Source organism: Microbacterium lushaniae (assembly GCF_008727775.1).
Classification (GTDB): Bacteria; Actinomycetota; Actinomycetes; order Actinomycetales; family Microbacteriaceae; genus Microbacterium; species Microbacterium lushaniae.
Genome location: NZ_CP044232.1, coordinates 2,274,524 through 2,288,035 on the forward strand (window position 1 = coordinate 2,274,524; position 13,512 = coordinate 2,288,035).

Genomic DNA, 13,512 nt, shown 5'->3' on the forward strand with positions numbered 1-13,512 from the left:
GGACGCCGTCATGGACGGGTACACCGCCGACGCCGCGCGGGCCCCCGACGCGCTCCTGCGCGAACGCGCCCGGCTGTACGCCGAGCTGGAGTTCGCCCGCTGGCTCGTGCACGGCGTCGACACCGGCGACGACACGGTCATCGCCGACGCCGTCGCCCTCCTGGACGCCCTCGCCGACGGCGTGCGCGGGGATCGGATCGTGCCGGATGCGCCGGTCGATCTGGAGAGCGCCATGGCGTTCGTGGAGCGCATGCCCGAGCCGGGCACCGCAGCGGCGGACACGTCGATGCAGACCGACACGTACGACCCCGAGATGCTCTCGCTGTTCATCGCCACCGAACGCGACCGCACCGACGCCAAGCCCGCCCCGACTTCGGGTTGGACGGCCTGCGCCACCCGGAGGAGACGGCGACGGCCCCCATCGACATCACCGGGTGGGCGCACGACCGCGCAGACGACGACGTGCAGGCTCCCGCCGGCACCGACGCCCCTGCGGAAGCCGAGGCCGCCGATCACGACGGCCCGCTCGAGGAGGAAGCGGCCCGCGCGACGCGCGCGGCGCTGCGGTGGTGGGGACGTGACGGCTCGACGCGTCTCAGTTCCGGAGGATGAGTCCGTCCGCGACGTAGAACAGCGCCACGTCGATCCGGTCTCGAGCCACCCCGTGCCGCTGCGCGTATGCCTCGCGGTACAGCTCGAGCTGCAGCATCCGCTCGCGTCGCTCCGCCTCGGTGACCGGCGGACGCCCGGTCTTCCAGTCGACGATCTCGATGCGCTCTCCCCGGCGGTACACGGCGTCGAGCTTGCAGATCACGATGTGCGGGCGGCCGTCGAGGTCGGTCGCGACGTAGTCGATCTCGGTCTCCACCTCCAGCGGTCGCAGCGGCGCCCACTCCGACCGCTCGAAGTTCTCCTGCAGGACGGCCAGGTCGGCCGCGTCGGCGGGGAGCGCGTCGGACACGTCGTCATCCCACAGTCCGTCGTCCCACAGCGCGTCGTCCAGGCCGCCGCCCGCGCCCACCAGGCCTGAGCGCCGCTCGACCCACGCGTGGAACAGCGTGCCCAGCCGTGTCTGCCGGTAGGGGCGCTCGGGCATGGGCCGGTCCAGCGCCTCGACGGCGCCGGCGTAGTCGGCGACGTAGTCCTTGTAGCGGGATGCCGGGATGCGCACCGGCGCGGCGCGCTGCAGAGGCCGCATGCGCTCCGCCCGCTCGGCCAGAAGCAATCGGGCCTCCTCGTCGGGCTCCGGAAGGGCTTCCCGCCGAGCGCGTTCCACCTCTGCGGCAGCCGCGGAGACGGCGGGCCGACGCACCCCGAGCGGATCCATCGGCCAGTGCAGCAGTCGCCGCTCATCGCCGTACGGGTTGTCGCCAGGGTCGTCCTCGGGCAGCTCCATCCCGAGCGCCGCCACCACCTCGGTGAGGAACGGGCTGCGCGCACGGGGACGTTTGGTCCCCGACCAGCTGGATCCGGTCAGCAGGAGGTGGTCGCGGGCGCGCGTGATCGCCACGTACGCCAGGCGCCGGTCCTCGTTCAGCTGCCGCGCGCGGTTGGCTGCCACATAGTCGTCGATCGCCGCCTTGAGCTCCTGCTGCGTGGCCGCCGAGCGCCACGCCAGCTCGGGCAGCCACGGCGCATCACCGCGGAAGGCGGTGGGGAGCACCCCGAAGCCCAGCCATCCCGCGGTGTCACGCGGCAGCGACGGAAGCTCATCGGTGACCAGCCGCACCACCGCGACGGCGTCCCATTCCAGCCCCTTCGAGCCGTGGATCGTGAGCAGCTGGACGACATCGTCCTCGGGCGGTTCGGTGCGCGGGGCGAACTCGTCGAGCTTCTCGGCGTGGTCCAGCCACGCCAGCAGGTTCGGCACGGAGCCGGACTCGTCGGCGGCGAGGAAGCCGGAGATCTCGTCCACGAACGCGCGCAGCTGGGCCGAGGCGATGCGAGCCGGACCGCGCGTCTCGTTCGCGGCGAGCTCGATGTCCAGGCGCAGCTCGAGTTCGATGAGGCGGACGAGCTCGGGGATCGGCGCGCCGATCGCCCGTCGCAGACCCGCGAACACCGCACCGGCCTCCCGGAGGCGCTCCCGCGCGGCGGGGGTGAACTCGGCGAGCCACCCGTGGTCGTCTCTCTGGCGCGCGACGAAGTCGAGTGCGTCCACGAGGGAGGCGCGATCGGCGCCCGGGATCGAGCGCAGGCGTTCGGTCACGGCGGCATCCAGCGGCTGCAGTGCGGCGTCGGAGGTGGCCAGACGTCGCGCCAGCAGGGCGAGACGCCGGAGGTCAGCCAGGCCCACCGCCCAGCGCGGGCCCGACAGCAGCCGCAGGAGCGACGACCCCGCGTCGGGGTCGCTCAGCACCCGCAGCGCGGCCACCACATCCACGACCTCGGGAGTGGTGAGGAGCCCGCCCAGCCCCAGGATGCGGTGCGGGATGCCACGGCGCCCGAGCGCGTCGCCGAAGCGCACCATGTGCTTCTTGCTGCGGAACAGCACCGCGCCCGTGGTGGGCAGACCATCCGCCGCGCGCGCCGCGCGGACACCGGCGAACCACGCCGCCACGCGGTCGGCCTCGGCGTCGAGGTCGCGCTCGAACACCGCGGTGATCTCCCCCTCGGGGGCGCCGGGCCGCGCACGGAGTTCTTCCACCTCCACGGCGGCGCCGCGGGCGAGCGGCTGGAGCACCGCGTTGGCCGCCGTCAGGACGCGAGCGCTGTTGCGCCAGCTGGTCAGCAGCGAGAAGCGCAGGCAATCGCCTCCGAAGGCTGCCGGGAAGCCGGCGAGGTTGCCGGCGCTGGCACCGCGCCAGGCGTAGATGGCCTGGTGCGGATCGCCCACGGCCATCACGCCGGTGCCGGCGAACAGTGCCGAGAGGAGGTCGGTCTGCACCACCGAGGTGTCCTGGTATTCGTCCAGGAGAACGACGCGGTAACGCCCGCGCACCTCGTCGACGACGGCCGGATGACCGCGGACGATCTGCAGCGCCCCCGCGACCTGGTCGGCGAAGTCCATGACCCCCAGCCGCTCCTTCTCCCGTGCGTATTCGCGCGCGAGCTCGGCGAGCAGGCCGAGCGCCTCCACGCGGGAGACGGCCTTGGTGACGTCGGCGTAGACCCCCACGCGCGCTGACGTGGAGGGGCGGTTCAGCACATCGGCGAAGGCCGCGGGGAACGCCGCCAGAGCGTCGAGGTCGACGAGGTTGTCGACGCCGTCGCGCGCGATCCGCAGGGCCGCGTCGATGATCGTGCGCGGCGCCTCCGGACGCAGCTCCAGGCGCGGGTCGTCGGAGGCGAACACGACGCGGCGCATCAGCAGCCACGCGGCCGATTCGGACAGGATCGCCGCCTCGGCGTCGCGGCCGATGCGCAGGCCGTGCTCGCGCACGAGCGCGTCGGCGAAGCTGTTGTACGTCGCCACAGTGGGGCGGTGCAGCAGCTCGTCGCCCTCGCCCTGGGCGGGCGTGGCCTCGGCGCGGCGCGCGAGGGTGTCGAGGATCGCGGCGCGCTCGGCGTCGGCGCGCGCCCCCTCCCCCAGGCCCATGAGGGGCGCCAGATCCCCCGCGCGGTGCAGGTCGGGCAGCAGCGGCAGCAGGCCGCGCCGCTCGTACTCGCTCAGCCGGTGCAGGCGCCGGGCGATGCGCTCGGCGAGCTCGCCCGCGGCTTTGCGGGTGAAGGTGAGTCCCAGCACCTCGTCGCGGCGGACCAGGCCGTTGGCCACGAGCCACACCACGCGCCCGGCCATCGTCTCGGTCTTTCCGCTGCCGGCCCCGGCCACCACGAGCGCCGGCTCCAGGGGCGCCTCGATGACGGCGGCCTGCTCGGGTGTGGGCGCGAACTGGCCCAGGGCGGCCGCGATGGTCGCGGCCGGGATCATGCCGCTCACGACGCGCTCACCGCCGCGATCGTGTGGATGCGGCACACGCCGTACGCGTACTCGTCGCGGCAGTGCTCCTCGTACGCCGCCGCGAAGCTCGTGCCGCGCATGACCTCGACGGCGCCGGCCACGCGCGCGACGAACGCGGCGCGCTGGTCGTCGTCGAAGGGCGGCTGCCGGGGTGTGACGTAGTCCGCCGACGCGGCGGTGGGCCGCAGCACCAGCAGTTTCGCGCCGCCGGACGGCATGCCGGCGACGGCCTCGATCGCCCCCGCGGCGTGGGCGAGCTGGTACGCCGCCAGCTGGGGGTTCTCGGCCACCTTCGCGTCGGTCTGCGGCTCGCTCTTGCCGGTCTTCAGGTCCACGATCACCACCGAGCCGTCGGGGGCGACCTCGACGCGGTCGATGTCGCCGCTGAGCACGGCACCGTGCGTGCCGGTGTCTTCCAGCGGGATCGGCACCTCGAAGTGACGCTCGGCGCCGAGAAGTCGGCCGCCGTCGGCGGCGAACCGTGCGAGGTACAGCGCGAGGCGGCGGACGAGGTCTCGCGCCCGCGTGCGCTCGGCGCGCTCACGCCACGCCGCTTCGAACTCCAGCTCGCCCCAGCGTGCCTCCACCGCCGCCCACAGCGCCTCCTCATCCGGCGACGTCGCCGTCTCCAGGGCCGCGTGCAGGACCGTGCCGATACCGGCGGTCATGCCCTGGCGGTCTCCGCCCAGGTCTGAGATGACCCAGTCGAGCTGACACTCCTCGAGGGCGTGCAGCCGCGAAGGCGACACGCGCACCGGCTCGCGATCGAGGTCGCGCAGCGGCGCGGTGGAGGTGGGCGGCAGCATCCCGTACCACGACTGGGGGGCAGCCCCCGCCACGCCCGTTCCTGCCAGCACGGCCAGCTGCCCCGCCGCCGCGCGCCGCTGGGCCGCGGTGGACCGCACGGAGGTCAGGGTGCGCCGGTGCTGGGCGACCAGGCCCCGCAGCGACAGCGGATGCTCGGCCAGCGAGCCGGCCGGCTCTGGCGCCGGCAGCATCTCGAAGAACACGCTCGGTCCCTGGTCGTCGTCGTCGACGGCGGTGACGACGACTCGCTCACGCGCGCGCGAGATCGCGCGGGCGAACAGGCGCAGCTCGTCGTGCATCGCCTGTCGCCGGCGGTCGAGGATGCCCGCCGCCGGTGCATCGGGACGCAGCACCGCATCGGTGAGCCGCCAGGTCTCGAGGAGGCCGCCGCGCACGCGCGTGTTGGGCCAGATGCCGTCCTGGACCCCTGCCACGACCACGGTGTCGAACGACCGCGCCGCTGCCGCTGCCGGCGTCAGCACGTGCACGGCGTCGGCCCGCTCGACGTCGTCGAGGCGGTCTTCTGCGACATCGCTGTCGCGCACCGCCCGCACGAAGGTGGCGGCGGGCTCACCCGGCTGACGTTCGCCGAAACGCTTCGCGGCCTGGAACAGGGCGACCACCGCGTCCAGGTCGCGGTTGGCCTGGTCGGCGACCGGCCCATTGCCCCTGGCCGCTTCGCGCCACGCCCGCTGCAGTCCGCTGCGCTCCCACACCGTCCACAGCAGCTCGTGGGCGGTGGCGTGCTCGTCCGCCTGCGCACGCACGGCCGCCAGCGTGACGCCCAGGCGGGCGGCCCGGCGGGCCTCGCGCGTGTCGAGCGCTTCGAGCTCGAGCGGGTGGCGGAGGCCGGACACGAGAAGGTCGCCCGCCGTGCGCTCCCCGCCCTCGGCGATCTCGGCCGAGCGCAGCAGCATCCGCAGCCGCCGCACCTCGATGGGGTCGAGTCCGCCGCACACCCCCAGCAGCGCGTCGGTGAGGGCGGGTGCGGTCCACTCCTGCGGATCCTGCCCGGCCAGTTCGACCACGGCGAGGAGGTCGCGGACGGGACGCTGGGCGCCGAGGGGGCGGCCCGGTCCGCTCGCCCTGGCCGGCACTTCGCGCGCGGCCAGCTCGGTCTCCAGCGCGGAGACCTGGCGCGAGTCGTGGGCGATGACGGCGCACTCCCGCCAGGGGATGCCGTCCAGGACGTGCCGTTCGCGCAGGAGGCGGGCGATGGCGTCGAGCTCCTCGCCGGGCGAGCGCAGCAGGTAGGCCCGCACCGAGCCGTCGGGCGCCGCTCCCTCGGGGGCGCGGCGGTGCGCGACCACGCCGGCCGCACCGATGCGGGCGGTCACCGAGCGGACCAGATCGATCTGCACGGGCGTGCCCCGGTGGACCGTGCCGAGCACCTCGACGTGGCCCAGCACGTAAGCCAGGCGGGCGAAGTTCTCCGGCGTCGCACCGCGGAAGGCCCCCGAGCCCACGTCGGGGTCACCCCACGCGACGACGCCGATCCCGCGCGCGCGGCACGCCGCGAGCAGCTCCACGCCTCCGGCGGTGAGCTCCTGCGCGTCGTCGACGAGGATGCAGCGCAGCCCCGCGAAGCGGCCCAGGACCCCGGCCGGGGCGGTGCGGACGATGCCGATGGCCTCGCGCACGAGGCCTGCCGCGTCGCGGTAGGCGCCGCGCATGTCGGAGCGGACGCGATGGTAGTCGCGGGCGAAGGAGGCCAGCGCCGCCCACGCGGGGACATCGCACCGCGCGGCGAGGACGTCGAGGTCGTCGGGCTGGATCCCGAGCGTCGTGCATTCGGCCAGGAACGCCCGCACGTCGCTGCGGAAGCCGCGCGTCGCGCGGATGCCCGCGCCCAGGTCGTCGGGCCAGCGGCGCAGGCCGGCGGCTTCGTCCTCGGCATCGCCGGCGAGGAGGTCCTGGATGATCTGGTCTTCGTCGCGGCCGGTGAGCAGCTGGGGTGGTTCGCCGCCGGCGTGCACCTCGGCGCCGCGGACGAGGTGGTAGGCGAACGAAGCCACCGATCGCGCCATCGGGCCCGCCGTCGCGCGCCCCACGGCAAGGCCCAGCGGATCGCGCAGCGCGGTCGCGTTCGGGCGCGTCGGAGTGAGCACGAGCAGATCGTCAGGGTCGAGGCCGGCGGCCACGAGGGCACGCACGCGGGCCACCAGCGACGCGGTCTTCCCCGACCCGGGAGCGCCGACCACGACGGCGGATGCGTCGGCCGGCAGTGCGATCACCGCACGCTGGGACTCGTCCAGGGCGGCATCCGCAACGAACGCCTCGCCCCGAACCATGCGGCTACGCTACCTCCGGTTTCCGACATCGTTCGCCCAGAGCGTTGCGCTGCCGGACGGGGAGGCCGGAGGGCTGTCGTAGAGTCTTTCGTGGTGCCGGACCGTCCCCGGCAGGAAGGCAGTCACCGTGGAGATCCGTATCGGAATCGCGAACACCGGCCGCGAACTCACCTTCGAGACCAACGAGTCGCCCGAGGTCGTGAAGAAGGCCGTCGCCGACGCGCTGGACGCCTCCGCGACGCACGTGACCTTCACCGACAGCAAGGGCAACGCCTACCTCGTCCCCACCGCCGGACTCGCGTTCGTGGAGATCGGCACGGAGGACACCCGCCGCGTCGGCTTCGTGGCCTGATCCCATGCAGATCCTCCTCGGCATCCTCGTCGCTGCCGTGGTCGGCGTCGCCGCGCACTTCGCTCTGCCGCAGCGGCCGACACGGGGAGTCGTGCTGGCCCCGCTGATCGCTGCGGCCTCCGGCGCCGTGGCATGGACCGCGCTGACGTGGGTGGGGCTGGGTCCGGAGAATCCGCTGATCTGGCTCGCCGCACTGGCCGTCCCGGCGCTGGTGACCGTGCCCGTCGTCGCGGGCCTGTCGGCCGCGCGCGTGCGCAGCGACGCCGCCGAACGCGAGCGCCTGCGCCTCTAGCGACGGCCGGACCGCGGCGCCCGCGCCCTCAGCGACGCTCCGACCGCAGCGCCCGCGCCTCAGGCCGCCAGGCCCATCGCGTCCATCCGACGCGCATGACCGCGCATGAGGTCGGTGAAGACCGGTTCGACCTTGGCCTCGTCGGCCGCATCCAGCGCGCGGGTCCGCAGCGCCGAGCGCGCCACCAGGAGCGTGTCCCCCACCAGACGGCGCCCCCACAGGGCCAGCAGCGACGCCCACTCGGGGTCGCTCGCGATCGTCTGCACCGTGATCTCGACGATCGCCTGACGGTCATCGTCCGCGCGCAGGATGCGCGCGACGCGACGCCCCGTCTCGCCGTAGCTCACCGACAGGGCGAGGTAGAAGTCATCCAGCATGCCCGCCGTGATGTGCACGGAGAGCATCGTCTCCTGCGGGCGCAGGCCGTGCGTGGCACGGCGGAAGGCATCCAGCTGCTCGCGGAAGGGAAGCATGAGCGCCGTCGGGTCGTCGCCGCGTTCGCGGATGAGGGCCACGAGCTCCTCGTGCTTGCGCAGCGCAGCACCGGCGGCGCGGGAGAGCGCCTCCTTCTGTGCCAGCTCCGGGGTGGAGGCGATCAGCTCGCTCAGCGTCTCGAAGAATCCGAGCTGCAGGTACGCCGCCTGGCCGAGGTAGGTGTCGACGTCGGGCGCGAGCTCCTCGAAGTCCACGCGCGTGGCATCCCCCGCATCGCCGCGGGACCGCAGGGTGAGGGGGCGCCCTTCGGGGCGGTTGCGACGACGGAACCACTCGAACACGGGGTACAGCCTAGGCGTGACCGGGGCCGCGCCGCGGGACCGGTATCCTGGATGTGCCCCGGCATCGGATCGGGGCCCCGCGCCTGTGGCTGAGGAAGGGCGTGGACCCCTCGACACAAAGGCGGCTCTCGTCCGCCGGACAGGCATCTATCGTGACGACCTTCGCCGAGCTCGGCGTGGACCAGGACATCGTCGACGCACTCGCGTCCAAGGGCATCGTCGATGCGTTCCCGATCCAGGAGCAGACCATTCCGCTGGGCCTTCCCGGTCAGGACATCATCGGCCAGGCCAAGACCGGCACCGGCAAGACCTTCGGCTTCGGCATCCCCGTCGTCCAGCGCCTGGGTCTGAACCCGGAGCACGGTGTGAAGGCGCTCATCGTGGTGCCCACGCGCGAGCTCGCGGTGCAGGTGTACGAAGACATGGACATGCTCACCCAGAACCGCTCGACCAGCGTCGTGGCGATCTACGGGGGCAAGGCGTACGAGGGCCAGATCGAGCAGCTCAAGGCCGGCGCGCAGATCGTCGTGGGTACACCCGGGCGCCTCATCGACCTGTCCAACCAGCGCCTCCTGGACCTCTCGCACGCCACCGAGGTCGTCCTGGACGAGGCCGACAAGATGCTCGACCTCGGGTTCCTCCCCGACATCGAGAAGATCTTCACCAAGCTCCCGGCCGTCCGCCACACGCAGCTGTTCTCGGCGACGATGCCGGGGCCGATCGTCGCTCTGGCGCGGCGGTTCATGTCCAACCCCATCCACATCCGCGCCAACGATCCCGACGAAGGCCTCACCCAGGCCAACATCGAGCACCTCGTCTACCGCGCGCACTCGCTCGACAAGGACGAGATCATCGCCCGCATCCTGCAGGCGGAGGGCCGCGGCAAGACCGTGATCTTCACGCGCACCAAGCGCGCCGCGCAGAAGCTCGTCGACGAGCTGAGCGACCGCGGGTTCAACGCGGCCGCGGTGCACGGCGACATGAGCCAGGAGTCGCGCGAGCGCTCCATGGCAGCGTTCAAGGCCGGCAAGCGCGACGTGCTCATCGCCACCGACGTGGCCGCGCGCGGCATCGACGTCGACGATGTCACCCACGTCATCAACCACACCATCCCCGACGACGAGAAGGCGTACCTGCACCGCGTCGGACGCACCGGCCGCGCCGGCAAGACGGGCATCGCGGTCACCTTCGTCGACTGGGACGACCTGCACAAGTGGGCGCTCATCAACCGCGCGCTCGAGTTCGGCCAGCCCGATCCCGTCGAGACCTACTCCTCCAGCCCGCACCTGTACACCGAGCTCGGCATTCCGGAGGGCACCAAGGGCCGCCTCGTGACGGCGCCCAAGGCGTCGGTGGAGAAGAAGCCGGCCGAGCGCCGACACGCCGACAAGCCCGCCGAAGGATCCTCGGATGCGCCGCGCCGGCGTCGCCGCCGCACGGCCGGGGACGAGGGGGCGGTCACCGAGACCGCCGGCGACCGTTCGCCCGGCGGTGGCGGCACCCACGACGGCGGCGGCAAGGAGCACCACGACGGCAACTCGGCGCCGCGCCGGCGTCGTCGTCGGCGGGGCGGTTCGCGCGCCGACGGCACCCCCGCGGCCTGACCCGCACCACCGCGACGGGGAGTGCTACGGGAAGACCGGAGCACTCCCCGAGCCGGCGGCGAGGATGCGGGCGACCGAGTCGTCGGATGTGGTGTTCTCACCCGGTTCGTTGGGCTTTCCCAGCCCGTGGTAGTCGCTGGAGCCGGTGACGATCAGGTCGTGCTCGGCCGCGATCCGGCGCAGTGTGCGAGTGGGGGCAGGCAGGTTCTCCCGGTGGCCGAGCTCGAATCCCGCCAGTCCCGCCGAGAGCATCTCCGCCAGCAGCCCTGAGGGCAGCAGACCCGCGCGCGCGGCCGGATGCGCGATGATGGGCACGCCGCCGGCCTCGGCGATCAGCCGCACGGCCGTCACCGGGTCGGGCGCGTACAGCGCGACGTAGTAGTCCCCGCCCGGGCTGAGGATGCCCCGGAACGCCTCCGCCCGGTCGCGCACGACACCGCGCGCGACCAGCGCGTCGGCGATGTGCGGTCGTCCCACCGTCGCCCCGTCGGTCGTCTGGGCCACGATGTCGTCCCAGCCCAGGTCGTAATCGCGTGAGATGCGATCGGCCATCACCTGCGCCCGCTCCAGGCGGGACGAGCGGATGCGGTCGGTCATGGCGCGCAGCCCGGGGTCATCGGGGTCGACGAGGTAGGCCAGCAGGTGCACGCTGCGCCACTGGTGCTGGGCCGACAGCTCCATCCCCGGCACGAACGTCATCCCCAGGGAGGTCGCCGCGTCGGCGGCCTCGGCCCATCCGGAGGTCGTGTCGTGGTCGGTCAGGGCGACGGTGCGCAGGCCGTGGCGGTGGGCGGCGGCCATCACGAGCGCGGGCGGCTCGGTGCCGTCGGAGTGCGTGGAATGAAGGTGCAGGTCGCTCGGGCCCTCGAACCTGCGCGCTTGCTCCACACCTCCGAGCGTAGCGCGGGAGTATCGTCCGACGGGGTGTCGCGTCCGCCCACCTCCCAGGGTGCTGCCATAGAGTTCCCGACGTGCGTCGCATCCTGGGTCTGCTCGGAGTTGCGGCATGCATCCTGGGCGCCGCGGTGCTCACGTGGCCGCAGTTCTTCCAACTCGAACGCAACCTGCCGGTCGCGCAGGTCATCGCCTTCCGCGGCCCCATCGCGGCCGTCTTCGGCGCCCTCGCCGTCATCTGCCTGCTCGTCGCCCTGGCCCGCCCGCTCCGCGCGTTCGCGCTCACGCTCGCCCTCGTCTTCGGCGCCGCCGCCGTCGTCAACGCAGCCGTCCTGACACAGCGCGGTCTGGGCAGCGACACCCTGCCGGAGAAGACCGAGACCAGCATCCGCGTGCTCACGTGGAACACTGCCGGGTCGGCGACCACCGCCGACACGATCGCCCAGATCGCCGTCGCGATGCGCGCCGACATCGTGACCCTGCCGGAGACGACCATCCACACGGGCGAGCAGGTGGCGGTGGCGATGCGCGAGCTGGGGGCTCCCATGTGGGCGCACCACGCCGAGTACGGCGAGTACGGCGTGGACGGGTGGGATGCCACCTCCACGACGATGCTCATCTCCCCCGACCTGGGCGACTACTCCGTGATCGCTTCCTCGCAGGACGGAACGAGCAACACCTCCACGGTGCCCAGCGCCGTGGCCATGCCCGTGGACGGCGACGGCCCGACCGTCGTGGCCGCCCACGCCGTCGCCCCGCGCGAGGAGTACATGCAGGCGTGGCGGGATGACCTCCAGTGGCTCGCCGATCAGTGCGCGAGCGACAACGTCATCCTCGCGGGGGATTTCAACGCCACCCTCGATCACATGCAGGGGATGGGCTTGGACGGCGGCGCGCTCGGGCGGTGCCACGCAACGGCGGCCGAGACCGGGAACGGCGCGGTGGGAACCTGGCCCACGGCGCTGCCGGCGCTGCTGGGCGCGCCCATCGACCACATCCTCGCGACCCCCGACTGGACCGCCACCGGCTCCGCCGTACTGACCTCGCTGGACGGGCAGGGCGGCGACCACCGGCCGCTGGTCGTGCAGTTGGAGCCCTCCAGCTGAATCCGGGGCGTCGGTGAGAGACTGGGAGTCATGGACACGACAGGCGAGAGCGACACGATGACTCCGGCGGACGCGACGGAATCGACCACCACGAACCGCCGTCAGCCTTTCCCCCGCGGCTTCCTCGAGACCATCTCCACCGGCTGGGCCGACCGCCCCGAAATCATCCCGCCGCGCCGCGAGGCCGCCACGTGGGCCGCCGCGCGCCGCGACACGGTCTCGCGCGCCTTCCCCGGCCGACGCGTCGTCGTACCCGCCGGCGGGCTGAAGCAGCGCAGCAACGACACCGACTACCCCTTCCGCGCCCACTCCGCGTTCGCCCACCTGACCGGGTGGGGATCGGACGCCGAACCCGACTCGGTTCTGGTGCTCGAGCCGACCGGTCGCGCCGGCCACGACGCGACCCTGTACTTCCGCGAGCGGGCAGACCGCACGTCGGCGGAGTTCTACAGCGACGCCTCCATCGGCGAGTTCTGGATCGGCCCGCGCCCCGCTCTGGCGGGCGTGGCCGCCGAGCTCGGCCTCGCCACCGCCCACATCGACGAGCTCGACCGGCGCGACGGAGACCTCGTCGTGGACGAGGACCCTGACCTGACGCGCTTCGTGTCGGAGCTGCGCCTGATCAAGGACGAGTTCGAGATCTCGCAGATGCGCCTGGCCGTCGAGGTCACCGCACGCGGGTTCGACGACATCGTCGCCGACCTGCCCCGCATCATCGACCACCCGCGCGGCGAGCGGCTGGTCGAGGGCGTGTTCCACACGCGTGCCCGCGCCGACGGCAACACCGAGGGCTACGACACGATCGCCGCCGCCGGCCATCACGCGTGCTATCTGCACTGGACCCGCAACGACGGCGCCGTACGACCCGGCGACCTCATCCTGGTGGACGCCGGCGTCGAGATCGACACCCTCTACACCGCCGACATCACCCGCACGATCCCGGTCAGCGGGCGGTTCTCCCCCATCCAGCGGAAGATCTACGAGACGGTGCGCGAGGCCGCCGATGCCGCCTTCCGCGCCGCACGCCCCGGCGTGAAGTTCCGCAGCGTCCACGAGGCGGCCATGACCGTGATCGCGCAGCGGGTGGCCGAGTGGGGACTGCTCCCCGTCACCGCCGAGGAGGCGCTGGATGCCGATGCCGGCGGCCAGCACCGCCGCTACATGGTGCACGGCACGAGCCATCACCTCGGTCTCGATGTGCACGATTGCGCTCAGGCGCGGCGGGAGATGTACTACGACGGGATCCTGGAACCCGGCATGGTGTTCACCATCGAACCGGGGCTGTACTTCCAGGCCGACGACCTGACGGTGCCGGAGGAGTATCGCGGCATCGGCGTGCGGATCGAGGACGACGTCCTGATGACCGCCGACGGCGCGGTCAATCTCTCCGCGGCCCTTCCGCGCACGGCCGACGAGGTCGAGGCCTGGGTCGCGCGCGCCCGCTGACCCGCCCGCCTAGGCCGCCCGGCGCATGGCCGAAGGACCGGAG

The 13,512-nt window shown here is 73.1% G+C and carries 9 protein-coding genes; 5 read left to right on the plus strand and 4 right to left on the minus strand.

The window, feature by feature from the left end; all coding sequences use genetic code 11:
• Positions 1 to 595: 595 nt before the first annotated feature.
• Positions 596 to 3,871 (minus strand): ATP-dependent DNA helicase, encoded by a 3,276-nt coding sequence (locus tag F6J85_RS10875; protein WP_150927358.1) that lies wholly within the window; start codon positions 3,869 to 3,871, stop codon positions 596 to 598.
• A gap of 5 nt (positions 3,872 to 3,876) precedes the next feature.
• Complete coding sequence (locus tag F6J85_RS10880; protein ID WP_150924990.1) at positions 3,877 to 6,999, minus strand: ATP-dependent helicase; 3,123 nt, start codon at positions 6,997 to 6,999, stop codon at positions 3,877 to 3,879.
• Positions 7,000 to 7,126: 127 nt separating this feature from the next.
• On the opposite strand from F6J85_RS10880, the gene F6J85_RS10885 reads away from it, so the two are divergent.
• Together F6J85_RS10885 and F6J85_RS10890 are read left to right on the plus strand one after the other, a co-directional pair.
• The gene (locus F6J85_RS10885) at positions 7,127 to 7,351 is read left to right on the plus strand and encodes a DUF3107 domain-containing protein (protein ID WP_135067543.1); all 225 of its coding nucleotides are present in this window, start codon (positions 7,127 to 7,129) and stop codon (positions 7,349 to 7,351) included.
• 4 nt (positions 7,352 to 7,355) lie between these two features.
• Positions 7,356 to 7,643 carry a hypothetical protein gene (locus F6J85_RS10890; RefSeq protein WP_150924991.1) on the plus strand — a complete coding sequence of 96 codons (288 nt, stop codon included), beginning with the start codon at positions 7,356 to 7,358 and terminating at the stop codon, positions 7,641 to 7,643.
• Positions 7,644 to 7,702: 59 nt separating this feature from the next.
• Here F6J85_RS10890 and F6J85_RS10895 read toward each other — a convergent pair whose 3' ends face one another.
• The gene (locus F6J85_RS10895) at positions 7,703 to 8,419 is read right to left on the minus strand and encodes a ferritin-like fold-containing protein (RefSeq protein WP_150924992.1); all 717 of its coding nucleotides are present in this window, start codon (positions 8,417 to 8,419) and stop codon (positions 7,703 to 7,705) included.
• Positions 8,420 to 8,571: 152 nt separating this feature from the next.
• Here F6J85_RS10895 and F6J85_RS10900 point away from each other — a divergent pair, with 152 nt between their 5' ends.
• On the plus strand, positions 8,572 to 10,023 hold the full coding sequence (locus F6J85_RS10900) for a DEAD/DEAH box helicase (protein WP_150924993.1): 1,452 nt from the start codon (positions 8,572 to 8,574) through the stop codon (positions 10,021 to 10,023).
• A 24-nt stretch (positions 10,024 to 10,047) separates the two neighbouring features.
• Here the strand turns inward: F6J85_RS10900 and F6J85_RS10905 are convergent, their stop codons facing one another.
• A complete protein-coding gene (locus F6J85_RS10905; protein WP_238706927.1) occupies positions 10,048 to 10,911 on the minus strand; it encodes a PHP domain-containing protein in 864 nt (287 codons plus the stop codon).
• An 83-nt stretch (positions 10,912 to 10,994) separates the two neighbouring features.
• On the opposite strand from F6J85_RS10905, the gene F6J85_RS10910 reads away from it, so the two are divergent.
• On the plus strand, positions 10,995 to 12,023 hold the full coding sequence (locus tag F6J85_RS10910; RefSeq protein ID WP_150924995.1) for an endonuclease/exonuclease/phosphatase family protein: 1,029 nt from the start codon (positions 10,995 to 10,997) through the stop codon (positions 12,021 to 12,023).
• Positions 12,024 to 12,053: 30 nt separating this feature from the next.
• Entirely contained in the window at positions 12,054 to 13,469 is a 1,416-nt protein-coding gene (locus F6J85_RS10915) for an aminopeptidase P family protein (protein ID WP_150924996.1), read from the plus strand.
• The last annotated feature ends 43 nt before the right edge of the window (positions 13,470 to 13,512 follow it).